33 protein-coding genes are annotated in these 22,264 nt (G+C 45.5%); 6 read left to right on the forward strand and 27 right to left on the reverse strand.

Annotated elements, in window-relative coordinates; translation table 11 throughout:
- Window positions 1-4 precede the first annotated feature (4 nt).
- The 4 genes from APB76_RS09170 to cobA are packed head-to-tail and all read right to left on the reverse strand — an operon-like array spanning window position 5 to window position 5,034.
- Complete coding sequence (locus APB76_RS09170; protein ID WP_054962928.1) at window positions 5-1,729, reverse strand: SLC13 family permease; 1,725 nt, start codon at window positions 1,727-1,729, stop codon at window positions 5-7.
- Window positions 1,730-1,753: 24 nt separating this feature from the next.
- A complete protein-coding gene (cysN, locus tag APB76_RS09175) occupies window positions 1,754-3,181 on the reverse strand; it encodes a sulfate adenylyltransferase subunit CysN (RefSeq protein WP_054962927.1) in 1,428 nt (475 codons plus the stop codon).
- A gap of 20 nt (window positions 3,182-3,201) precedes the next feature.
- Entirely contained in the window at window positions 3,202-4,110 is a 909-nt protein-coding gene (gene cysD / locus APB76_RS09180) for a sulfate adenylyltransferase subunit CysD (protein ID WP_049844286.1), read from the reverse strand.
- 54 nt (window positions 4,111-4,164) lie between these two features.
- Window positions 4,165-5,034 (reverse strand): uroporphyrinogen-III C-methyltransferase, encoded by an 870-nt coding sequence (cobA, locus tag APB76_RS09185; RefSeq protein ID WP_054962926.1) that lies wholly within the window; start codon window positions 5,032-5,034, stop codon window positions 4,165-4,167.
- Between the two features lie 262 nt (window positions 5,035-5,296).
- Between cobA and cpdB the strand changes: the two genes are divergently transcribed.
- The 4 genes from cpdB to APB76_RS09205 all read left to right on the forward strand — a co-directional run bounded on the left by cpdB (window position 5,297) and on the right by APB76_RS09205 (window position 9,362).
- The gene (cpdB, locus tag APB76_RS09190) at window positions 5,297-7,258 is read left to right on the forward strand and encodes a 2',3'-cyclic-nucleotide 2'-phosphodiesterase (protein ID WP_054962925.1); all 1,962 of its coding nucleotides are present in this window, start codon (window positions 5,297-5,299) and stop codon (window positions 7,256-7,258) included.
- A gap of 106 nt (window positions 7,259-7,364) precedes the next feature.
- Window positions 7,365-7,928 carry a Crp/Fnr family transcriptional regulator gene (locus tag APB76_RS09195; protein WP_049844283.1) on the forward strand — a complete coding sequence of 188 codons (564 nt, stop codon included), beginning with the start codon at window positions 7,365-7,367 and terminating at the stop codon, window positions 7,926-7,928.
- Between the two features lie 70 nt (window positions 7,929-7,998).
- A complete protein-coding gene (locus APB76_RS09200; protein WP_054962924.1) occupies window positions 7,999-8,451 on the forward strand; it encodes a GNAT family N-acetyltransferase in 453 nt (150 codons plus the stop codon).
- 2 nt (window positions 8,452-8,453) lie between these two features.
- Window positions 8,454-9,362, forward strand: a complete 909-nt coding sequence (locus tag APB76_RS09205) for a DMT family transporter (protein WP_074181702.1) — start codon at window positions 8,454-8,456, stop codon at window positions 9,360-9,362.
- On the opposite strand, the gene APB76_RS09210 is transcribed toward APB76_RS09205, so the two are convergent.
- The gene (locus tag APB76_RS09210) at window positions 9,308-9,880 is read right to left on the reverse strand and encodes a LysM-like peptidoglycan-binding domain-containing protein (protein ID WP_054962923.1); all 573 of its coding nucleotides are present in this window, start codon (window positions 9,878-9,880) and stop codon (window positions 9,308-9,310) included. The two genes, APB76_RS09205 and APB76_RS09210, sit on opposite strands and share 55 nt — an antisense overlap.
- A gap of 228 nt (window positions 9,881-10,108) precedes the next feature.
- On the opposite strand from APB76_RS09210, the gene APB76_RS09215 reads away from it, so the two are divergent.
- Entirely contained in the window at window positions 10,109-10,729 is a 621-nt protein-coding gene (locus APB76_RS09215) for an FKBP-type peptidyl-prolyl cis-trans isomerase (RefSeq protein WP_049844280.1), read from the forward strand.
- A 108-nt stretch (window positions 10,730-10,837) separates the two neighbouring features.
- A complete protein-coding gene (locus tag APB76_RS09220; protein ID WP_054962922.1) occupies window positions 10,838-11,335 on the forward strand; it encodes a DUF2780 domain-containing protein in 498 nt (165 codons plus the stop codon).
- 290 nt (window positions 11,336-11,625) lie between these two features.
- Here the strand turns inward: APB76_RS09220 and rplQ are convergent, their stop codons facing one another.
- From rplQ to rplV, 22 genes are all read right to left on the reverse strand, one after another.
- Window positions 11,626-12,006, reverse strand: coding sequence for a 50S ribosomal protein L17 (gene rplQ, locus APB76_RS09225; RefSeq protein WP_054962921.1), 381 nt, complete (start codon window positions 12,004-12,006; stop codon window positions 11,626-11,628).
- A 25-nt stretch (window positions 12,007-12,031) separates the two neighbouring features.
- Window positions 12,032-13,024: a DNA-directed RNA polymerase subunit alpha gene (locus APB76_RS09230; protein ID WP_049844278.1), complete on the reverse strand. Its 993-nt coding sequence runs from the start codon at window positions 13,022-13,024 to the stop codon at window positions 12,032-12,034.
- A 24-nt stretch (window positions 13,025-13,048) separates the two neighbouring features.
- Window positions 13,049-13,669, reverse strand: a complete 621-nt coding sequence (rpsD, locus tag APB76_RS09235) for a 30S ribosomal protein S4 (protein WP_045974704.1) — start codon at window positions 13,667-13,669, stop codon at window positions 13,049-13,051.
- Window positions 13,670-13,696: 27 nt separating this feature from the next.
- Window positions 13,697-14,086, reverse strand: coding sequence for a 30S ribosomal protein S11 (gene rpsK, locus APB76_RS09240; RefSeq protein WP_001118870.1), 390 nt, complete (start codon window positions 14,084-14,086; stop codon window positions 13,697-13,699).
- Window positions 14,087-14,104: 18 nt separating this feature from the next.
- Window positions 14,105-14,461: a 30S ribosomal protein S13 gene (rpsM, locus tag APB76_RS09245; protein ID WP_005435100.1), complete on the reverse strand. Its 357-nt coding sequence runs from the start codon at window positions 14,459-14,461 to the stop codon at window positions 14,105-14,107.
- A 148-nt stretch (window positions 14,462-14,609) separates the two neighbouring features.
- Window positions 14,610-14,723 carry a 50S ribosomal protein L36 gene (gene rpmJ, locus APB76_RS09250; protein WP_000868186.1) on the reverse strand — a complete coding sequence of 38 codons (114 nt, stop codon included), beginning with the start codon at window positions 14,721-14,723 and terminating at the stop codon, window positions 14,610-14,612.
- Window positions 14,724-14,762: 39 nt separating this feature from the next.
- The gene (gene secY / locus APB76_RS09255) at window positions 14,763-16,097 is read right to left on the reverse strand and encodes a preprotein translocase subunit SecY (RefSeq protein WP_049844277.1); all 1,335 of its coding nucleotides are present in this window, start codon (window positions 16,095-16,097) and stop codon (window positions 14,763-14,765) included.
- 20 nt (window positions 16,098-16,117) lie between these two features.
- On the reverse strand, window positions 16,118-16,552 hold the full coding sequence (gene rplO, locus APB76_RS09260; protein ID WP_004745896.1) for a 50S ribosomal protein L15: 435 nt from the start codon (window positions 16,550-16,552) through the stop codon (window positions 16,118-16,120).
- A gap of 5 nt (window positions 16,553-16,557) precedes the next feature.
- Window positions 16,558-16,734, reverse strand: coding sequence for a 50S ribosomal protein L30 (gene rpmD, locus APB76_RS09265; RefSeq protein ID WP_004410429.1), 177 nt, complete (start codon window positions 16,732-16,734; stop codon window positions 16,558-16,560).
- A gap of 7 nt (window positions 16,735-16,741) precedes the next feature.
- A complete protein-coding gene (gene rpsE, locus APB76_RS09270; protein ID WP_004745894.1) occupies window positions 16,742-17,245 on the reverse strand; it encodes a 30S ribosomal protein S5 in 504 nt (167 codons plus the stop codon).
- Window positions 17,246-17,259: 14 nt separating this feature from the next.
- Window positions 17,260-17,613, reverse strand: coding sequence for a 50S ribosomal protein L18 (gene rplR / locus APB76_RS09275; RefSeq protein ID WP_049844276.1), 354 nt, complete (start codon window positions 17,611-17,613; stop codon window positions 17,260-17,262).
- Between the two features lie 9 nt (window positions 17,614-17,622).
- Window positions 17,623-18,156 carry a 50S ribosomal protein L6 gene (gene rplF, locus APB76_RS09280; RefSeq protein WP_049844275.1) on the reverse strand — a complete coding sequence of 178 codons (534 nt, stop codon included), beginning with the start codon at window positions 18,154-18,156 and terminating at the stop codon, window positions 17,623-17,625.
- Between the two features lie 12 nt (window positions 18,157-18,168).
- Window positions 18,169-18,561: a 30S ribosomal protein S8 gene (rpsH, locus tag APB76_RS09285; RefSeq protein ID WP_049844274.1), complete on the reverse strand. Its 393-nt coding sequence runs from the start codon at window positions 18,559-18,561 to the stop codon at window positions 18,169-18,171.
- A gap of 29 nt (window positions 18,562-18,590) precedes the next feature.
- The gene (gene rpsN, locus APB76_RS09290) at window positions 18,591-18,896 is read right to left on the reverse strand and encodes a 30S ribosomal protein S14 (RefSeq protein ID WP_004745888.1); all 306 of its coding nucleotides are present in this window, start codon (window positions 18,894-18,896) and stop codon (window positions 18,591-18,593) included.
- A gap of 17 nt (window positions 18,897-18,913) precedes the next feature.
- Entirely contained in the window at window positions 18,914-19,453 is a 540-nt protein-coding gene (rplE, locus tag APB76_RS09295; RefSeq protein WP_004410443.1) for a 50S ribosomal protein L5, read from the reverse strand.
- Window positions 19,454-19,476: 23 nt separating this feature from the next.
- A complete protein-coding gene (gene rplX / locus APB76_RS09300; RefSeq protein WP_004745885.1) occupies window positions 19,477-19,794 on the reverse strand; it encodes a 50S ribosomal protein L24 in 318 nt (105 codons plus the stop codon).
- Between the two features lie 13 nt (window positions 19,795-19,807).
- A complete protein-coding gene (rplN, locus tag APB76_RS09305; protein ID WP_004745883.1) occupies window positions 19,808-20,179 on the reverse strand; it encodes a 50S ribosomal protein L14 in 372 nt (123 codons plus the stop codon).
- Window positions 20,180-20,343: 164 nt separating this feature from the next.
- Window positions 20,344-20,598 carry a 30S ribosomal protein S17 gene (gene rpsQ, locus APB76_RS09310; RefSeq protein ID WP_006963213.1) on the reverse strand — a complete coding sequence of 85 codons (255 nt, stop codon included), beginning with the start codon at window positions 20,596-20,598 and terminating at the stop codon, window positions 20,344-20,346.
- The gene (rpmC, locus tag APB76_RS09315; protein ID WP_004410456.1) at window positions 20,598-20,789 is read right to left on the reverse strand and encodes a 50S ribosomal protein L29; all 192 of its coding nucleotides are present in this window, start codon (window positions 20,787-20,789) and stop codon (window positions 20,598-20,600) included. The genes rpsQ and rpmC overlap by 1 nt, the downstream gene beginning before the upstream one ends.
- Window positions 20,789-21,199, reverse strand: a complete 411-nt coding sequence (gene rplP, locus APB76_RS09320; protein WP_004410459.1) for a 50S ribosomal protein L16 — start codon at window positions 21,197-21,199, stop codon at window positions 20,789-20,791. Before rplP ends, rpmC begins: the two co-directional genes overlap by 1 nt.
- An 11-nt stretch (window positions 21,200-21,210) precedes the next feature.
- The gene (rpsC, locus tag APB76_RS09325) at window positions 21,211-21,909 is read right to left on the reverse strand and encodes a 30S ribosomal protein S3 (protein ID WP_004410461.1); all 699 of its coding nucleotides are present in this window, start codon (window positions 21,907-21,909) and stop codon (window positions 21,211-21,213) included.
- A gap of 17 nt (window positions 21,910-21,926) precedes the next feature.
- Entirely contained in the window at window positions 21,927-22,259 is a 333-nt protein-coding gene (gene rplV / locus APB76_RS09330) for a 50S ribosomal protein L22 (RefSeq protein ID WP_038175171.1), read from the reverse strand.
- Between the last annotated feature and the right edge of the window lie 5 nt (window positions 22,260-22,264).

Genomic DNA, 22,264 nt, shown 5'->3' on the forward strand with positions numbered 1-22,264 from the left:
CCTTTTAAAACGGAAAGAAGAGTGGAATGAGCGTTAACACCAATACGGAGTAAACAATAGATAGAGGAATTCCCACTCGAACATAATCTTTTAATTTGTAATTACCTACGCTATAAACCAAGAGATTCGTTTGGTAACCGTAGGGGGAAATAAAACTTGCGCTAGCACCAAAAAGTACCGCCATGATAAAAGGCATAGGATCCACTCCGTAGCCAATCGCCATACTGTAGCCGATAGGAAATGACAACGCTGCGGCAGCGTTATTGGTCACGAGTTCTGTCAGAATAAGGGTCAAAAGGTAAGTCGCAACCAGTGCGCCAAACACACCCCAACCATTGAAACCTTCAATAAACATCTGACCTAAGCTAACGGACAGGCCAGTCGACAACATCAATTGAGCGATAGAGAGTGCCGAGCCAACAATCACTACAATATCGACCGGAAAACGTCTGCGCAGCTCACCCAGTTGAACAACGCCAAAAAATAGCGCAGCTAAAAGAAAAACCGACAGCCCTTTAATTAGTGGTACCACCTCTAACAATGCAAGAGCAATAACACTAGCAAAACCGATTAAAACCAGAGCTGATTTATTCGCATCTAAGCGCGCACTTGAATCTAAATCGTTGACCAGTACGAACTCTTTACGGTGAGCACGACGTTCTTGCTCAAAACGCTTGCCGGGTACAAGCACTAAGGTATCCCCCGCATTAAGCGTGATGTTACCTAAACCACCTTGCAAACGTTCATGCCCTCGGCGTATTGCTACCACAACAGCATCAAATCGATCACGAAAGTGACTCGATTTAAGGGTCTTATTACAAAAGCTCGCCGAAGAACTGACAACCACTTCAACAAAGCCTTGCCCATTGAGGTGATGCTGACCAAACAAAGTAAGGCCTTGGATCTCTTGCAGAGTCGCCACACTTTCAATATCACCACAAAACAACAATCGGTCGCGAGCCTGAAGCACAAAGTCAGGCTCAACAGACGGCATGGTTTCGCCGTCACGAACCACTTCAGCCAAGAACAACTTACGCAAAGCTCGTAGATTATTCTCGCTAATGCTACGTCCGACCAAAGGAGACCCCGGTTCAACCCTCGCTTCTAGAAAGTAAGGTAACTCATCTTGGTTTTGATCATCATAGTTAGGTAGTAGGTAACTCAGCGGGATCAGGATCAACATCCCCCCAAGCAGTACAGACAAACCGATCATGGTTGGTGCAAAAAAACCAAGACTCGGTAGCCCTGCATCTTCAACAAAGCTGTTAATGATCAAGTTGGTCGACGTACCGATCAAGGTCAGTGTGCCACCTAAGATCGCTGCGTAAGAGAGCGGGATCAATAGCTTTGAAGGGGCATGTTGCTGATTACGTTTAATCGCACCAATAAGTGAAACGACCACTGCTGTATTATTGGTGAAAGAAGAAAGCAATGCGGTTGATACACCAAGCTTGGCAACAACAGTACCCAACCTTCCGGTTGAAAGTGAGCGGCTCACCCAGCTAATCAGGCGAGTCTTTTCTAGTGCTGCTGATGCTAAGATCAGCAGCACTAAAGTGAGTAGCGAAGAGTTGGTGAAATTAGTAGCCACTTCACCTAGCTCTATCATGCCACCAAGGAAAGCAACAAATGCTGCTCCGGCGAAGATATAACTTGGTTTAATTCGTGTTGTGATCAAGCATGCAACGATGCCGAGTAAAATTGCCAACACAAATCCTTGCTGCCACATAACGCTTCCCTACTCGCTAATCAGCTATTTGAGTAGCTGACTAATATCTTTTGCTTCCCAGTGTGGGAAGTGCTTGCGAACTAATGCATTCAGCTCTAGTTCAAATGCAGAGATATCAGAGGCCTTAGTTTCTACATGAGATAAGCTTTCGCGCACAAGACCTGCACCAACTGTTACATTAGTTAGGCGATCGATGATAATAAAACCACCGGTATCTTGGCTGGCAAGGTAATCATCAAGCGCCACCGACTCTGTTAAAGTCCACTCACATAGACCAATACCATTAAGAGGTAGCTCAACTGCGCTGTGCGTTGATAGATTGTTGATGTCATACTGGTGACGAATCGCCTCGACATGGCCGACCGTTTTCTTTCCAGCAATTTTTACATCATAATCGCGACCAGGCTGAAGTGGCTGCTCAGTCATCCAAACAACGTCAGCCAGTAAATGGTTGCTCGACTCAACCTGTGCATTTTTTAGCACAATCAAATCACCACGGCTGATATCAATCTCATCCTCGAGCGTTACGGTGACGGCTAGTCCAGCCTGAGCTTGTTCAAGGTCACCGTCAAAAGTCACAATACGTGCAACTTTTGAGGTTTTCCCAGAAGGCAATGCCTTAACCTCATCACCCACTTTGACGCTACCGGAAGCAATCGTGCCAGCAAAGCCCCGGAAATCTAGGTTCGGACGGTTAACGTATTGGACAGGGAAACGGAACTCACCAATTTCTTTGTCTTGGTCAACATCCACGTTTTCTAGAATCTCAAGTAACGGCGAACCTTCGAACCAAGCCATTTTCGGGCTAGGCTCAACAACGTTATCCCCCTCAAGTGCAGAAAGCGGGATGATTTGAATATCGGTTTCGCCTTGCAGGTTTTTGGAGAACTCAAGATACTCATCGCGAATCTGTTCAAAACGCTGCTGTGAATAGTCAACAAGATCCATTTTGTTTACCGCAACCACAAAGTGCTTAAGACCAAGTAGGTTGGAGATAAATGAGTGACGGCGAGTTTGATCCAGTACGCCTTTACGTGCATCAATCAAGATCACAGCAAGATCACAGGTCGATGCCCCTGTCGCCATATTGCGCGTGTACTGCTCATGCCCCGGAGTATCTGCAATGATGAACTTACGTTTCTGAGTTGAGAAGTAACGGTAAGCCACATCGATAGTGATCCCTTGTTCTCGCTCTGCCTGAAGTCCATCAACAAGCAAAGCAAGGTCTGGGCGTTCTCCAGTTGTTCCCACACGTTGGCTATCGTTGTGTACCGCAGCCAACTGATCTTCATAAATTTGCTTAGAGTCATGCAGTAAGCGACCGATCAAGGTACTTTTACCGTCATCGACTGAACCACAAGTTAGGAATCTAAGTAGTGATTTGTATTGGTGTTGTTTTAGGTATCCTTCAATACCAAGCTCTTCAAGCTGAGCTTCAACTGCGCTATTCATGTTCTTTCCTTAGATCCTAATTAGAAGTAACCTTGGCGTTTCTTAAGTTCCATCGATCCAGACTGATCGTGGTCGATCGCTCTGCCTTGTCGTTCACTAGATGTCGCAACCAACATCTCTTCAATAATGCCAGTGAGCGTATTGGCTTCAGACTCAATGGCACCAGTCAGTGGGTAACAACCAAGTGTTCTGAAGCGAACGCTTTTCTCTTCGATCTTCTCACCTGGTTGAAGCTCCATACGGTCATCGTCAACCATGATCAGCATGCCATCACGCTCAACGACAGGGCGTTTGTCCGCAAGGTAAAGCGGTACAATCTCAATGTTTTCCAAGTAGATGTATTGCCAAATATCTAGCTCAGTCCAGTTTGAAAGTGGGAAGACACGAATGCTCTCACCCTTGTTGACTTGGCCGTTGTATGTACGCCATAGCTCAGGGCGCTGATTCTTCGGGTCCCAAGTATGGTTCTTGTCACGAAACGAATAAACACGCTCTTTCGCACGAGACTTTTCTTCATCGCGGCGCGCACCACCAAAGGCAGCATCAAAACCATACTTGTTGAGTGCCTGCTTCAGGCCCTGTGTCTTCATTATGTCGGTGTGCTTTGAAGAGCCGTGGACAAATGGACTGCACCCCATAGCGAGACCTTCAGGGTTCTTATGTACCAAAAGCTCAAAGCCATACTTCTCAGCGGTACGGTCACGGAATTTAATCATTTCCTTAAACTTCCAGTCGGTATCGACATGCAATAGCGGGAAAGGGATTTTACCTGGGTAAAAAGCCTTGCGTGCCAAATGCAGCATGACCGATGAATCCTTACCAATTGAGTACATCATCACTGGGTTATCGAACTCAGCAGCGACTTCACGAATGATGTGAATACTTTCCGCTTCAAGCTGCTTAAGATGGGTTAAACGTTCTTGATCCATGTTAGTTGCTTCCTTTATGGCTCATTGAGCCTATGGCTAATCTAAATAATGGCGTTAGGCTGATTGACGCTGAGTAGTGCCTTGTTCTACTTGCGGCTCAAACCACGCAAGTTTTTCTGACAGGGCGACCACTTCCCCCACAACAATGAGCGAGGGTGATTGAGCGTCTTTGGCAAGATCAGCAAGCTCGCCAAGCTGACCTTTAAATACTCTCTGTGTGCTATGTGTGCCACGTTCGATAATCGCGATTGGCGTTTCAGGCTGACGACCATGCTCAATCAGCTGACTTTGGATGTATTCCGACTTAATCAATCCCATATAAATAACCAATGTCTGGTTACCACGCGCTAACGTTGACCAGTCCAGTTCATCACGCTCCGCTTTAAGATGACCCGTGATAAACATCGCCGATTGCGCATAGTCACGATGAGTAAGAGGAATTCCCGCATAAGCTGTCGCCCCTGCGGCGGCAGTAATACCTGGCACGACATGAAAGGAGATACCTGCCTCTGCAAGTACTTCTAGCTCTTCCCCACCGCGGCCGAAGATAAAAGGATCGCCTCCTTTTATGCGTACAACACGATGACCTTGCAGAGCGAAGTCGAGTAGTAGTTGATTGGTTTTTTCTTGGGGCACACTGTGGTGACCAGCACGTTTGCCAACACAGACCAAAATGGTGTCACTTGGCACCAAAGACATGATGTCATCTGATACTAAATAGTCATAAAGCACGACATCTGCTTGCTGTAAAAAGCGAATCGCTTTCAGGGTCAGTAATTCAACATCACCAGGTCCTGCACCGACGAGTGCAACTTCGCCTTGACTTAAAACACTCTGACCCACGGTATTGAGGTCTGTTTGTGTACTGCGCTGTGCGTGCTGATTGCTCAGAGGAAATTGAGAAATCTTATCCTTGCTCGCCATAATGTCACCCTTACCTAATCTATGAAGGCATTATGGCTCCCCTGTTATATTACCGGAAATTCTAAAATTTCATTTTTTATATCAATTCCTGATAAGCGGTTAATCAACGGTTGTTCAACCCTTGCTCGATTTTGAGATACTCACAGCAGAACGCTATAAAGTAATTGCTCAACATCACACTTTATCTTTCAATGAAATCATTGTTTCATTTCATTTTGTTACATTATGCAGCGTCTTCCCAAACGCTATCGGAGCATCAAAAATGAAAGTAGCAGTGAACCCCCTATCTCTTGCTGTCCTAGGTGGCATGTTAGCCATGGCTGGCCCAGCAATGGCAGATACGATCAAACTACGTATCGTAGAAACCACTGATATTCACACCAATGTCATGGATTATGACTACTACAAAGACAAACCATCACAAAAAATTGGTCTGACTCGTGCTGCTACTTTGGTAAAGCAAGCTCGCGCTGAAGTTGAAAACAGCGTATTGGTTGATAACGGTGACTTAATCCAAGGTAGCCCTATGGGGGACTACATGGCGGCGAAAGGCATCAAAGTAGGTGAAGTTCACCCAGTGTACAAAGCGATGAACCAACTAAACTACGATGTAGGTAACATTGGTAACCACGAATTCAACTACGGTTTAGAGTTCCTAGCAGAAACCATCAACGATGCGGACTTCCCTTACATCAGCGCCAACGTGTTTGATAAAAAAACCGGTGAGCACTACTTTAAGCCTTACATCATTAAGTCTCACAAATTCAAAGACGTTGATGGCGCTGAGCATGAAGTCAAAGTGGGCTATATCGGGTTTGTTCCACCACAAATCATGGTTTGGGATAAGAAGAACCTAGAAGGTAAGGTGTTCACTAAAGACATCAAGGAAACAGCAGAAGAGCTGGTTCCACAGATGAAAAAAGAGGGTGCGGACGTTATCGTAGCGATTCCTCACTCAGGTGTAGCAGCAGACCCATACAAGCATGGCGCTGAAAACTCTACATACTACTTAGCTGAAGTTGAAGGTATTGACGCAATTGCATTTGGTCACTCGCACGCCGTATTCCCAGGTAAAGGCTTTGACAACATTCAAGGCGTTGATAACCAAAAAGGCACTATCAACGGTGTAGCATCAGTCATGCCTGGTCGCTGGGGTAGCCACGTCGGTGTTATTGACCTAGAGCTTAAAGAAAAAGACGGCAAGTGGGTTGTCGTTGATGGTCAATCACAAGCACGTCCTATCTTCGACAAAAAGAGCAAGAAGTCACTTGCTGATGCCGATGCGGATATGGTTAAGGCACTTGAAGCTGACCACAAAGGGACTCGCGATTTCGTCAACCAACCGATTGGCAAAGCGAATGACGTAATGTACAGCTTCCTGGCACTTGTACAAGATGACCCAACGGTTCAAATCGTTAACTTAGCGCAAAAAGATTACGTAGAACGTTTCATTCAAGGCGACCCTGATCTCTCTGACATTCCGGTACTTTCTGCAGCAGCGCCATTCAAAGCGGGTGGTCGTAAGAATGACCCAGCAAACTTCACGGAAGTTGAATCTGGTCAGCTAACGTTCCGTAACGCCGCAGACCTTTACCTGTATCCGAATACACTAGTAGCGATGAAGGTAACAGGTAAAGAAGTTAAGGAGTGGCTAGAGTGTACCGCTGGGCAGTTTAAGCAAATCGACGTAAACAGCACAGCACCACAGCAACTTATCGACTGGGATGGTTTCCGTACTTACAACTTCGATGTTATCGACGGTGTAAACTACCAAATCGACGTCACTCAACCAGCGAAATACGATGGTAACTGTAAAGTAGTTAATCAAGGTGCCGAGCGTATTGTTGGCCTAACTTACCAAGGTAAGCCAATTGATGTGAAGCAAGATTTCCTCATCGCTACCAACAACTATCGCGCCTACAGCAATAAGTTCCCAGGTACAGGTTCAGAGTTTATTGCCTTTGATTCACCAGATGAAAACCGCTCGGTTATCGCAGCTTACATCACTCGCGTTAGCCAAGAAAAAGGTGAAGTAACACCAAGCGCAGATAACAACTGGTCATTCGCGTCAATCAAGTCAGATAAGAAACTTGATATTCGCTTTGAAACATCACCAAGTGAAAAAGCGGCGAAGTTCATTGAAGAAAAAGGTCAATACCCAATGAAACGTGTCGCAACGGATGATGTTGGTTTTGGTGTTTACCAAATCGACCTGCAGAAGTAACACTTCATTAAACTAGCTGAAAGCCGCAATAAAAATTGCGGCTTTTTTATTAGTTAACATTTATCTTAAAATGACACTACTTCATCTAAGTAAGATTTCTGCCACTATGTTTGACGCTTTCCATCAGCAACTGTCACAAAACGGATTCACTCAGCCTGAAATAGAACAACTCAGCCAATCAGCACAACTGATTGAGCTGCCAACTCGCCATATTCTGTTACATCAAGGGGAAATCGCTGAAGAAATTTTCTTTTTGTTAAACGGAATGTGCCACTCTGCGTATCTAACCGATAAAGGCAAAGAGTTCAGCAAAGAGTTCTATTGGGAGAATGACTGGATCATAGGTTTTGAAAGCTTGGTCAATCAACAACCCTCCCCTTACTTGCTCGAGTCTTTGACCCAGTGCACCTTACTTTCTCTCCCTATTGACACCTTGCGGGTGTGGCGCGAGCAAAAACACAGTATTTACCTCAAGCTGCTTGAAACTCAGCTTATGTACAAAGAAAACAAAGAGCGTTTTATGTTGCTTTATAGCCCAGAAGAGCGCTATGAGCTGTTCTGCCAACACTATCCAAATCTACTTGAACGCCTCAACGATTATCAAATCGCAGCGTATCTTGGTATTACTCCAATTAGCCTAAGTCGAATCAAAAAGCGCAGCCAAAGTTAACAATTGTTAATGCTGAACGAAAACTGTCTTGCTACATTGGCGATATCAATAACAGCAAGACAGATAAACAATGATTACTTGGCAACTTAAACCTTTTTCCGACCTCACCACTGAGCAACTGTATACTCTGCTTAAGCTTAGAGTCGACGTCTTCGTCGTCGAGCAAACTTGTCCTTACCCAGAGTTGGATGATAAAGACCACCAGTTAGGCGTTTTCCACCTGCTCGGTTATCAAGGTGATGAGCTCATAGCTTGCGCACGTTTGTTACCGAAAGGAACCAGTTATCCGTCAGTTAGCATTGGTCGCGTTGCCACCAAAGAAAGTCATCGAGGTGGTGGTTTAGGTCATAAACTATTGCAACAAGCATTAGCCGACTGTGAATCATTATGGCCAAGTGAGTCGATTGAAATTGGCGCACAGGAACATTTAGCCTCTTTTTATCAACGACACGGTTTTGTTCAAACATCAGCTATGTATTTAGAAGATGACATCCCACACATTGATATGAAATTGGAAAAGTAGCCTTGGCTCTCTCTGCAACCTACGTCGCTATAATACTGCTAGTGATTGGTAACTTCGCAGCTTCTCTTTCCGATGTAGCTGTGAAGCTGCTTGATGGTGAGGTATCGACCTTTCAGTACATCTTCATCCGCCAATTACTTTCAGCTATGGTTATTTTCCCTTTGTGGTGGAAACAATCTCAGTCACAACGACAGATGTACAGCCCCAAGTTAAATTTGCTCAGAGCGCATCTGATTCTAATTGGCAGCGGATGCATGGTCGTCGCTATCACCCATTTAACTTTGGCGACGGCAAATGCAGTTTTCTACGCAGCCCCCCTACTCATGCTGCCGTTAGCGATTGTGTTGCTTGGAGAGAAACCAACACTTCAGCGTAGTGCTGCAACAATTTTCGGTTTTGCCGGTGTAATGGTGGTGCTACGGCCATCGGAGTTTCACTGGGCAGCGCTATTTGCACTCGGAACAACCTTTACTCTTGCCCTGTTTAACTTGAGCGCACGAAAGCTACCTAGCCAACAAACTGTCGTCAGTACCTTATTTTGGACATCAGTCCTTTCACTGCCTATATCAGCCATACTGGCGTTATTTTACTGGCAGCCGATATCAAATAACCACTTACTGCTAATCTTGGCTAGTGCCGCCTTGATCTTGACCTACAATGGTTTTGCGGTGATGGCCTACCAACAGTCGCCAGCCAGCTCTATCGCAGTGGCAGAAAATTCTGGGTTAGTGTTTGTCGCGTTATTTGGTGTGATGTGGTTTGATGAAGTGCCAGATTGGCTGACAGCATTAGGGATATTGATGATTATCCTCCCCCTAATGCCATGGAAAGCGGTGCTGAAACTATTCAGAGTCAATTACTTGCTACGACCAAATCCACCATCTGATAGTCGGAAGAACATCACTGACTGATCGCTTTTTTCAAGCTGTAAGATATCAAGCTGGCCGTTTTCGGCTAGTTTAAATCGCACAAGTTGACCTTTGTTAATTCTGCTCAAAGGCTTATCCGAACCTTCAACCTTTACCAAAGCATTAAGGTCAGCCATAGCCAAGCCGTTACTACGAAAGACTTGAGCCAATGTATCACCACTTTTGACCTCATACTCATTCCAAGCTTTAGAGACGAGCGAATCCTGCTCGGCGCTTTTTTGCTCACTAAGGCTACGTGTATTGATATCAACTTGGACCCGCTGCGAGTTAGTCGAAACGACTGGCTGAGTATCGGTTTGTGTCTCAGGAACTGGGATCACAAGCAACACTAATAACAATGGAGTGATGATAATAAGCGCACGTTGATGCAGCTTAGGTAACAAATTCCACTTAGCTAAAATGGTCTGTTTAATTTGCTGCCAATCAATTTGGTTGAACTTCACTTTTGCTAGTTCAACGTAATCCACCCGCTGCTGTTTCTTTTTCTTTCTGCGATTCATCGCATCTTGTCTCCAAACGTCCTTCGCTACAAGTATAAAAACCAAGCGCATATGAGTATAGGATTTTTCGACATTGAAGGTAATAACCCGGTCAAATTTCGACAAAAAGTCGTCAAAAGGCGATCTCAATCGCACAACGTAGCCAGAGACTATCTAAGGTCAACCGTTTCATAACAAGGCTATAACTGGTATCCTTTAGCCTTTATACACCATATAAAGAGAGACACCATGTCTGAAGTTAAATTTGAGACTGTAGAGCAGAAAGCTAGCTACGGTATCGGTCTACAAATGGGTCAGCAACTTGCTGGTTCTGGTCTTGAAGGTCTAAACGTTGACGCTATCGCTGCTGGTATCGCAACGGCACTAGTTGGTGAGCAACCAGCTATCGAAATCGACGAAATCAACAACGCACTACAAGAGCTACACACTCGCGTTGAAGCAGCACGTCAAGAAGCAGCTAAAGTTGCAGCAGCTGACGGCGAAGCATTCCTAACAGACAATGCTCTACGTCCAGAAGTGACTGTTCTTGAGTCTGGCCTACAGTACGAAATCATCACCGAAGGTACTGGCGAAATCCCAACTTCAGACAAGCAAGTTCGCGTTCACTACCACGGTGAGCTAACTGACGGCACTGTATTCGACAGCTCTGTATCTCGTGGTCAACCAGCTGAATTCCCAGTAACTGGCGTAATCAAAGGTTGGGTTGAAGCACTTCAACTAATGCCTGTAGGTTCTAAGTGGAAACTATACATCCCACAAGACCTAGCATACGGTGAGCGTGGCGCAGGTGCTGCTATCCCTCCATTTGCTGCTCTAGTATTTGAAGTAGAACTTCTAGACATCCTTTAATTTTTAAGAAATTAAAGCATGTATAACGGCGACCATTGTGTCGCCGTTTTTTATGTATGATACTTATCAAAACAACACGTATTGGTACTATTGAAACAAGGAGAGACAATGTACAAGAAATTAGCGCTAGCAACTTTAGCAAGTCTTGCTTTAGTAGGATGCCAAAATACTTCGAGCGATGATCAGGCAAGTGCGACTGAAAGCAATTATGGCACAATCGCCAATGCAGCTTTAATGGGAGCGGTACAAGCATGGTCTTCACAAGGAGCGGCAGATACAGATTTAGTTTCAGCGCTACAAAGCAATGCCAATGTATCCTCTGAACAAGCGGTGGGCGGACTCGGCTCAATGTTAGCCTTAGCGCAGAACTCTTTGAGTGGCAGCGAAAGCAGTGAAATGGCAAGTCTTATCCCGGGGTTTGACTCTCTGCAATCGAGTGGTTTAAGCACCATGATTGCCAACAACGAATCCGTTAAGAGCGCTTTTTCAGCATTAGGAATGGACCCGTCTCTAATATCAACCTTCACTCCTATCATCTTAAGTGCATTGCAAAGCCAAGGCGCAAGCAGCGGGTTGTTGGGTAGCTTGGGTACAGTCTGGCAGTAAAGCGAGAAGCGAGAAGCGAGAAGCGAGAAGCGAGAAGCGAGAAGCGAGAAGCGAGAAAATCTTGGAAGATTGACGTTAAAGCATCAACCTTTTTTCTGCGTTTTAGAAGAAGTCCCTAACAAAAACTCTGAACCAGATGTCTGCTCATTAGCTATACGCCTCTCGAAGGACGAAGTCCGTTCTCGAAGCGAAGCGTTCTAAATTCTCGCAGGGCATAGCCCGTTCTTTCCCTATATCCAAACGCAAAAAAGCCGAGCTAATGCTCGGCTTTTTCGTTCTTACGAACCTGATTACTCAGCAGCTTCTTCAGCAACTGGGCGATCTACAAGCTCAATGTAAGCCATTGGAGCTTTATCACCAGTACGGAAACCAGCTTTTAGGATACGAGTGTAACCGCCCTGACGAGCAGCAAAACGTGGACCTAGTTCGTTAAATAGTTTTGCAACTACTTCGTTGTCACGAGTACGTGCAAATGCTAGACGACGGTTAGCAACGCTGTCAGTCTTAGCTAGTGTAATCAAAGGCTCAACTACGCGACGTAGCTCTTTTGCTTTAGGCAATGTAGTCTTGATAACTTCATGACGTACTAGAGAGCTAGCCATGTTGCTAAACATCGCTTTACGATGTGAGCTGTTGCGGTTGAGTTGACGACCACTCTTACGATGGCGCATGACCTAATCCTTCTAACTTTATCGATTAATCTTCAGCGATAGACGCTGGTGGCCAGTTTTCTAGGCGCATGCCCAGAGACAGACCACGTGATGCAAGTACGTCTTTGATCTCTGTAAGAGATTTTTTACCAAGGTTAGGCGTTTTAAGTAGCTCAACCTCAGTACGCTGTACAAGATCACCGATGTAGTGAATCGCTTCTGCTTTCAGACAGTTAGCAGAGCGAACTGTTAGTTCAAGATCGTCTACAGGACGCAGTAGGATCGGATCGAATTCTGGCTTCTCTTCCTTCTCCTCAGGTACACGTACATCACGAAGATCTACGAACGCATCCAATTGCTCAGCTAGGATAGTAGCTGCACGACGGATTGCTTCCTCAGGGTCTAGAGTACCGTTCGTTTCCATATCGATAACAAGCTTGTCTAAGTCTGTACGCTGCTCTACACGAGCTGCTTCAACAGAGTAAGCAATCTTGTCTACTGGACTGTACGTAGCGTCAACCAGTAGGCGACCAATTGGACGCTCATCTTCTTCAGTATGGATACGAGCCGAAGCTGGAACATAACCACGACCACGTTCAACTTTGATACGCATTGCGATCTCAGCGTTGTCATCTGTTAGGTGACAAACAACGTGTTCAGGGTTAGCGATCTCTACATCACCATCATGGGTGATGTCACCTGCAACCACAGGGCCCGAGCCTGATTTGTTCAAAGTAATGAACACTTCATCTTTGCCTTCGGCAACGCGTACAGCTAAACCTTTAAGGTTAAGTAGGATTTCAAGAATATCTTCTTGAACGCCTTCTTTAGTGCTGTACTCATGAAGTACGCCTTCGATTTCTACTTCTGTTACAGCACAACCTGGCATAGAAGATAGAAGAATACGGCGAAGTGCATTACCAAGAGTATGGCCAAAACCACGCTCTAATGGCTCAAGAGTTACTTTTGCGTGAGTCGTGCTAACCTGTTCGATGTCAACAAGACGTGGCTTAAGAAATTCTGTTACAGAACCCTGCATTGTGTCCTCTCTTTAGTTTAAACCTTACTTAGAGTAAAGCTCGACGATCAATTGTTCGTTGATGTCAGCAGATAGATCTGAACGTTCAGGCATACGCTTGAACGTACCTTCCATCTTACCACCATCTACTTCAATCCAAGTTGGTTTTTCACGTTGTTCAGCAACTTCTAGAGCAGCCTTGATACGAGATTGCTGTTTAGCTTTCTCGCGGATAGAAACAACGTCGTTAGCCGCAACTTTGAAAGAAGGAACGTTTACAACTTTACCGTTAACTAGGATAGCTTTGTGGCTAACTAGCTGGCGTGCTTCTGCGCGAGTTGCACCAAAGCCCATGCGGTAAACTACGTTATCAAGACGACCTTCAAGAAGCTGAAGTAGGTTTTCACCAGTGTTGCCTTTTAGGCGAGCAGCATCTTTGTAGTAGTTACGGAATTGTTTTTCTAGAACGCCGTACATACGACGAACTTTTTGCTTCTCACGAAGCTGAACGCCATACTCAGATAGACGACCGCGACGAGCGCCGTGTACACCTGGTGCGTTATCAATTTTACACTTGGTATCGATCGCGCGTACACCAGACTTAAGGAATAAGTCAGTACCTTCGCGACGGCTAAGCTTCAGCTTAGGACCCAAATATCTTGCCATGATCTTTCTCCAGTAATCTAAAAAACGTTATACGCGACGTTTCTTAGGTGGACGACAACCGTTATGAGGGATTGGTGTAGCATCAACAATGTTTGTGATGCGGAAACCAGCAGCGTTCAGTGCGCGAACAGTAGATTCACGACCTGGACCTGGACCCTTAACCATAACTTCCAAGTTCTTTAGACCGTATTCTTTAGCCATTTCAGCACAACGCTCAGCAGCAACCTGTGCAGCGAACGGAGTAGACTTACGAGAACCACGGAAACCTGAACCACCTGCAGTAGCCCATGCAAGAGCATTACCTTGACGGTCAGTGATGGTTACGATTGTGTTATTGAAAGATGCATGGATGTGCGCTACGCCATCTGCAACTTGCTTGCGTACGCGCTTACGAGCGCGAGTTGGTTGTTTAGCCATTGTACTCTACCTTCCCGATTATTTCTTGATCGGCTTACGCGGACCCTTACGGGTGCGAGCATTGGTTTTAGTACGCTGTCCACGTAGTGGTAGACTGCGACGATGACGAAGACCACGGTAACAACCAAGGTCCATAAGACGCTTGATGTTCATTGATACTTCACGACGTAGATCACCTTCTACAGTGTACTTAGCTACACCATCACGCAGTTGATCGATCTGCTCTTCAGTTAGTTCACTGATCTTAACATCTTCAGCAATACCCACTTCAGCTAGAATAGCTTGAGAGCGAGTTTTACCGATGCCGTAGATTGACGTTAGCGCAATCACAGCATGTTTTTGATCAGGAATGTTAATGCCTGCAATACGGGCCATTATTCACTCCTAGTGTTTCATAAAAGAATTAGCCGCAGCAAAGCCCGTCTAGGATACGCTGCGGAATACTACTTCTTTTGCACGCAAAAGGTAGGCCGAGGAATATACTCGACACTACCTTATATTTCAAGTAAAAATTTCTGCTTAATTAGCCTTGGCGCTGTTTGTGCTTTGGCTCACTGCAAATCACGCGAACGACACCGTTACGCTTGATAACTTTACAGTTACGGCAGATTTTTTTAACGGAAGCACGAACTTTCATTGCTAAACTCCGTAAATGAAATCTGAGTCTACCGCCGGATTAACGGCCATAGCCTTTCAGATTCGCTTTCTTCAACACAGAATCATACTGTTGAGACATCATATGAGTCTGTACCTGTGCCATAAAGTCCATGATAACAACTACTACGATTAGTAGAGATGTACCGCCGAAGTAGAAACGTACGTTCCACGCGACCATCATGAACTCCGGAATCAGACAGATAAAGGTAATGTATAGCGCACCTGCTAGGGTTAAACGCGTCATTACTTTATCAATATACTTAGCTGTCTGCTCACCTGGGCGGATGCCGGGTACGAATGCACCGGACTTCTTCAAGTTATCTGCTGTTTCACGCGGGTTGAAAACCAACGCCGTGTAGAAGAAACAGAAAAATATAATCGCTGCTGCATATAGCATTACATACAGAGGCTGACCTGGGCTAAGAGCCAAAGACACGTCAGTTAACCAACCGAACGCGCTGCTCTCACCATTCTGACCAAACCACTGAGCCAATGTTCCTGGGAACAAGATAATGCTCGATGCAAAGATTGCTGGAATAACACCTGCCATATTAATTTTAAGTGGCAAGTGAGTGCTTTGCGCAGCAAATACCTTACGACCTTGTTGACGCTTTGCGTAGTTAACAACGATTCGACGCTGACCACGCTCCATGAAAACAACGAAGTAAATAACTGCAAAAGCAAGTACACCAATCAGCAGCAGAAGAAGTACATGCAATTCACCTTGACGCGCTTGCTCGATTGTTTGACCGATTGCAGAAGGCAATCCAGCAACAATACCTGCAAAGATTAGTAACGAAATACCGTTACCAATTCCACGCTCTGTAATTTGTTCACCTAACCACATAAGGAACATGGTACCGGTTACTAAACTTACGGTAGCAATAAGCGTAAACATGGTTTGGTTGATAACAACCAGATTATCGACCATGTTTGGTAAGCCTGTTGCAATACCAATAGCTTGGAATGTTGCAAGTACAAGCGTGCCGTAGCGTGTATATTGGCTGATCTTACGACGGCCTGCTTCACCCTCTTTTTTGAGTTCAGCTAACGCTGGATGAACTACAGTTAGCAGTTGGACAACAATAGATGCCGAAATATACGGCATGATGCCCAACGCTAATATAGATGCACGCTCAAGAGCACCACCGGAGAACATGTTAAACATTTCTACGATGGTACCTTTTTGCTGTTCGAACAATTCGGCAAGTACAGCAGCGTCAATACCAGGAATCGGCACAAAAGAGCCGGCTCGGAATACTAAAAGTGCACCCACTACGAATAACAAGCGCGACTTTAGTTCACTTAAGCCGCTCTGAGCACTACGAAAATCTTGTCCTGGTTTCTTAGCCATCTGTACCTCGTTCCTCGAGATTATTCCTCGATTTTACCGCCTGCAGCTTCGATTGCAGCTTTAGCGCCTTTAGTCACACGTAGACCTTTTACAGTCACTGCTTTGTTAAGCTCACCAGATAGAACAACTTTTACAAATTCGATGTTCTTAGTGATAACGTTAGCAGCTTTAAGGCTGTTTAGATCTACTACGTCACCAGTTACTTTCGCTAGCTCAGCTAGGCGAACTTCAGCAGACACTAGGCTCTTACGAGAAGTGAAACCGAATTTTGGTAGACGTTGTTTTAGAGGCATCTGACCGCCTTCAAAACCTGGACGAACTGAACCGCCAGAACGTGACTTTTGACCTTTGTGGCCGCGGCCACCAGTCTTACCTAGGCCAGAACCGATACCACGACCTACGCGCTTAGCAGCAGTCTTAGCACCAGCAGCTGGTGATAGAGTATTCAAACGCATTCTGATTACTCCTCAACTTTAACCATGTAGTAAACCTTGTTGATCATACCGCGCACGCACGGAGTATCTTCAAGTTCTACTGTGTGGTTGATTTTACGAAGGCCTAGACCTTTAAGACACGCTTTGTGCTTAGGTAGACGACCAATTGAGCTTTTAGTTTGAGTTACTTTAATAGTTGCCATGGTGTTCTTACTCCGAAATAGATTCAACAGTTAGACCACGTTTAGCAGCAACCATTTCTGGCGACTTCATGCTACCTAGTGCATCGATCGTTGCACGAACGATGTTGATAGGGTTCGTAGAACCGTATGCTTTAGATAGTACGTTGTGTACACCAGCAACTTCTAGTACTGCACGCATCGCACCACCTGCGATAACACCAGTACCTTCCGCAGCAGGCTGCATGTAAACTTTAGAGCCCGAATGACGACCTTTCACCGGGTGGTGAAGAGTGCCTTCGTTTAGAGCGATCGTAGTCATGTTACGACGCGCTTTTTCCATTGCTTTCTGGATCGCTGCAGGTACTTCACGAGCTTTGCCGTAACCGAAACCTACACGACCGTTACCGTCACCAACTACTGTTAGTGCAGTGAAGCTCATGATTCGACCACCTTTAACCGTCTTAGATACACGGTTAACTGCGATTAGCTTTTCTTGCAAATCATTCGCTTGAACTTGTTGTTCTTTAGCCATCTTCCAACCCTACCTTAGAATTTCAGACCGGCTTCGCGAGCAGATTCTGCTAGCGCCGCCACTCGACCGTGGTATTGGAAACCAGAACGATCAAATGCAACTGACTCAACGCCTTTTTCAAGAGCGCGCTCAGCAACAGCTTTACCTACTGCTTTAGCTGCATCGATGTTACCAGTGTTCTTAATTTGCTCACGGATCGCTTTTTCTACAGTAGAAGCTGATGCGATAACCTCAGAGCCGTTTGATGCGATAACCTGAGCGTACACGTGACGAGGAGTACGGTGTACTACTAGGCGAGTTGCACCCAGTTCTGCAATCTTACGACGTGCGCGTGTAGCACGACGGATGCGAGATGCTTTCTTATCCATAGTGTTACCTTACTTCTTCTTAGCTTCTTTAGTACGCACATTTTCATCTGCGTAACGAACACCTTTGCCTTTATAAGGCTCAGGCTCACGGTAAGAACGAATGTCAGCCGCAACCTGACCAACAAGTTGTTTGTCACAACCAGTGATCACGATTTCAGTTTGGCTTGGACACTCAGCTTTAATACCCGCTGGCAATTCATGCTCAACTGGGTGAGAGAAGCCAAGAGTTAGGCCTACAGCGTTGCCTTTCATAGCAGCACGGTAGCCAACACCCTTAAGGGTTAGCTTCTTAGTAAAGCCTTCAGTAACGCCAACAACCATGTTGTTAACTAGAGCGCGAGCAGTACCTGCTTGTGCCCATGCGTTAGCAACACCTTCGCGTGGACCGAAAGTAAGATTGTTTTCTTCCTGAGCAACAACTACCGCAGCGTTAAGAACGCGTGATAGTTCGCCTTTAGCACCTTTTACAGTGATTTCTTGGCCGTTTAGTTTCACCTCTACGCCAGCTGGAATAGCGACAGGTGCTTTAGCAACACGAGACATAGTCTACTCCTATTAAGCTACGTAGCAGATGATTTCACCACCAAGACCTGCTTTACGTGCAGCGCGGTCTGACATAAGACCCTTGGAAGTAGAAACGATAGCAACACCAAGACCACCCATTACAGAAGGAAGTTGATCTTTCTTCTTGTAAACACGTAGACCTGGACGAGAAACACGTTTAAGTTGCTCGATTACCGGTTTAGCTTGGAAGTACTTAAGTGTAACTTCTAGCTCAGGTTTAACTTCGCCTTCAACAGCGAAATCAGTGATGTAACCTTCAGCTTTTAGTAGTGCAGCAATTGCAACTTTAAGCTTTGAAGAAGGCATTTTAACAGCAACTTTGTTTGCTGCCTGACCGTTACGAACGCGGGTCAGCATATCCGAAATCGGATCTTGCATGCTCATATGATTTACTCCAAATGATTAAGTGGCAATTACCAGCTAGCCTTACGAAGACCCGGAATCTCGCCTTTCATGCAAGCTTCACGAACCTTAATACGGCTTAGACCGAACTTACGTAGGTAACCGTGTGGACGACCAGTTTGGTTGCAACGGTTGCGCTGACGTGATGCACTTGAATCACGTGGAAGAGATTGCAGTTTAAGAACCGCATTCCAACGATCTTCTTCTGATGCGTTTACATCGCTAATGATAGCTTTAAGCGCAGAACGCTTCTCAGCGAACTTAGCTACTAGCTTCGCACGTTTTGCTTCACGTGCTTTCATTGAATTTTTAGCCATAACAGTAACCCTTCACCTTACTTACGGAATGGGAAGTTAAAGGCAGCCAGCAGAGCACGGCCTTCCTCATCAGTACCAGCAGACGTCGTAATAGTGATGTCTAGACCGCGTACTTTATCAACTTTATCAAAGTCGATTTCCGGGAAGATGATTTGCTCGCGAACGCCCATGCTGTAGTTACCGCGTCCGTCAAAAGACTTAGCGCTAACGCCACGGAAGTCACGTACTCGTGGAAGAGCGATGTTAATTAAACGCTCAAGAAAATCCCACATACGTTCGCCACGCAAGGTTACTTTACAACCGATAGGGTAGCCTTCGCGGATTTTGAAACCTGCAACAGATTTACGCGCTTTAGTGATAAGTGGCTTTTGACCAGAAATCGTTGCCATATCAGCAGCTGCGTTTTCTAGCAGTTTCTTATCGTTGATTGCTTCACCAACACCCATGTTAAGGGTGATTTTCTCGATTCTAGGGACTTGCATGACGCTTGTGTAGCTAAACTGTTTGGTCAGTTCAGCGACTACAGACGACTTGTAGTAATCATGCAGTTTCGCCATAGTAGAACTCCAAATTACTTCTATTAGTTAGAAACGATTTCGTTGTTAGATTTAAAGAAACGTACTTTCTTACCATCTTCAAAACGGAAACCGATACGGTCAGCTTTACCAGTAGCTGCGTTAAAGATTGCAACGTTAGAAGCATCAATAGCTGCTTCTTGTTCAACGATGCCACCTTGTTGACCTAGAGCCGGAACCGGCTTTTGGTGCTTCTTAACAAGGTTGATACCTTCAACGATAACTTTACCGGTTGCTAGAACCTTAGTTACTTTACCTTTCTTGCCTTTGTCTTTACCAGCAAGAACGATTACTTCGTCATTACGACGGATTTTAGCTGCCATTTCTACGTGCTCCTTACAGAACTTCTGGAGCCAGTGAAACGATCTTCATGAACTTATCGCCACGAAGTTCACGCGTCACAGGGCCAAAGATACGTGTACCGATTGGTTGCTCAGTATTGTCATTAAGCAATACACAAGCATTACGGTCGAAGCGAATGACAGAACCGTCTGGACGACGAACGCCTTTGCGAGTGCGCACGACAACCGCCTTCAGAACATCACCTTTCTTAACTTTACCGCGAGGAATTGCTTCCTTAACAGTAACTTTGATGACGTCACCGATATGTGCATAACGGCGGTGTGAGCCACCCAGGACCTTAATACACATTACCTTGCGCGCGCCTGAGTTATCAGCTGCGTCAAGTGTACTTTGCATTTGGATCATTGTTAGTGCTCCGCTAAATATTAATAACTAGACCCATCACGGGTCGGGCTGCCTCTTTAAAAGGGACGCGAATTGTACCACCCTTTTTTGTGATTGGGTAGTCAAAAAATAAACGGCCCCAAAATAATTTTGGAGCCGTTTAATATCATAGAACTAGCTAGGGATTAACCTTTCGCTTTTTCTACAACTTTTACCAAAGTCCAAGACTTAGTCTTAGACAGTGGACGACACTCACGAATTTCAACAGTATCGCCTAGGCCACACTCGTTGTTCTCGTCATGTGCGTGTACTTTAGTCGTGCGCTTTACGAACTTGCCGTAAATTGGGTGTTTAACCATGCGCTCGATAGCAACAGTGATAGACTTGTCAGCCTTGTTGCTAACTACACGACCAAATGAAGTACGAATTTTGTCGCTCATTATGCGCCTGCCTTCTCAGTCAATACGGTTTTCACACGTGCGATATCACGACGTACAGCTTTCAGAGTATGAGTTTGCTGTAGTTGACCAGTTGCAGCTTGCATGCGCAAGTTGAACTGTTCACGTAGCAAATTCAAAAGCTCAGCGTTAAGCTCTTCAACGCTTTTTTCGCGTAGATCTTGTGCTTTCATCACATCACCTGCTTAGTTACAAATGTAGTTTTGAATGGCAGTTTACGCGCCGCTAGACGGAACGCTTCACGAGCCAATTCTTCAGGTACACCACCCATTTCGTACATAACCTTACCAGGTTGGATTTGGGCTACCCAGTACTCAACGTTACCTTTACCCTTACCTTGACGAACTTCTAGTGGTTTTTCTGTGATAGGTTTGTCTGGGAACACACGGATCCAGATTTTACCTTGACGCTTAACGTGACGTGTCATTGCACGACGTGCCGCTTCGATTTGACGAGCAGTTAGACGGCCACGGCCAGTAGCTTTAAGACCGAATTCGCCGAAGCTTACATCAGTACCTTTAGCTAGACCACGGTTACGACCTGTCTGAACCTTACGGAACTTAGTACGTTTAGGTTGTAGCATCTGTCGACTCCTTACTTACGGCCTTTACGCTGCTTCTTAGGCTTGTCGCCTTTAGGCTCTACAGCGTTAGCTGCAGGCATACCGCCAAGAATCTCACCTTTGAAGATCCAAGTCTTAATGCCGATCACACCGTATTGAGTGTGAGCCGAAGAAGTTGCGTAATCAATGTCAGCACGTAGAGTGTGTAGAGGCACACGGCCTTCACGGTACCACTCAGAACGTGCAATTTCAGCGCCGCCTAGACGACCGCTTACTTCTACTTTGATACCTTTAGCGCCTAGACGCATAGCGTTTTGTACCGCGCGCTTCATAGCACGACGGAACATAACACGACGCTCTAGCTGAGACGCGATGCTATCACCTACAAGCTGTGCATCAAGTTCAGGCTTACGTACTTCAGCGATGTTAATTTGCGCTGGTACACCTGCAATTTTAGCTACAGCTGTGCGTAGTTTTTCTACGTCTTCACCTTTCTTACCGATAACTACGCCTGGACGAGCAGTGTGAATAGTCACACGGATGCTCTTAGCAGGACGCTCGATAACGATGCGTGAAAGAGATGCTTTTTTCAGTTCACTTGTAAGGAACTGACGTACCTTGAAGTCGCCGTCTAGGTTGTCAGCGAAATCTTTGGTGTTAGCAAACCATGTAGCATTCCAAGGCTTAACGATGCCTAGACGAATACCATTAGGATGTACTTTTTGACCCATTGCTTACTCTCCTAGTCTCAAGCGTCTGCTACAACAACAGTGATGTGGCTTGAACGCTTCAAGATACGATCCGCACGACCTTTAGCACGAGGCATAATACGCTTCATGATAGGGCCTTCATCTACGAAGATTTTTGCGACATTTAGATCGTCAATATCTGCGCCTTCATTGTGCTCCGCGTTAGCGATAGCTGACTCAAGAACTTTCTTGATCAGATCAGCAGCTTTTTTGTTGCTGAACGTTAGAATTTCTAGAGCCTGGTCTACAGATTTACCACGAATTTGATCCGCAACTAAGCGAGCTTTCTGAGGCGAAATGCGAGCAAAGTTATGTTTAGCTAATGCTTCCATCATCT

The organism is Vibrio bivalvicida (genome assembly GCF_001399455.2).
Taxonomy (GTDB): Bacteria; Pseudomonadota; Gammaproteobacteria; order Enterobacterales; family Vibrionaceae; genus Vibrio; species Vibrio bivalvicida.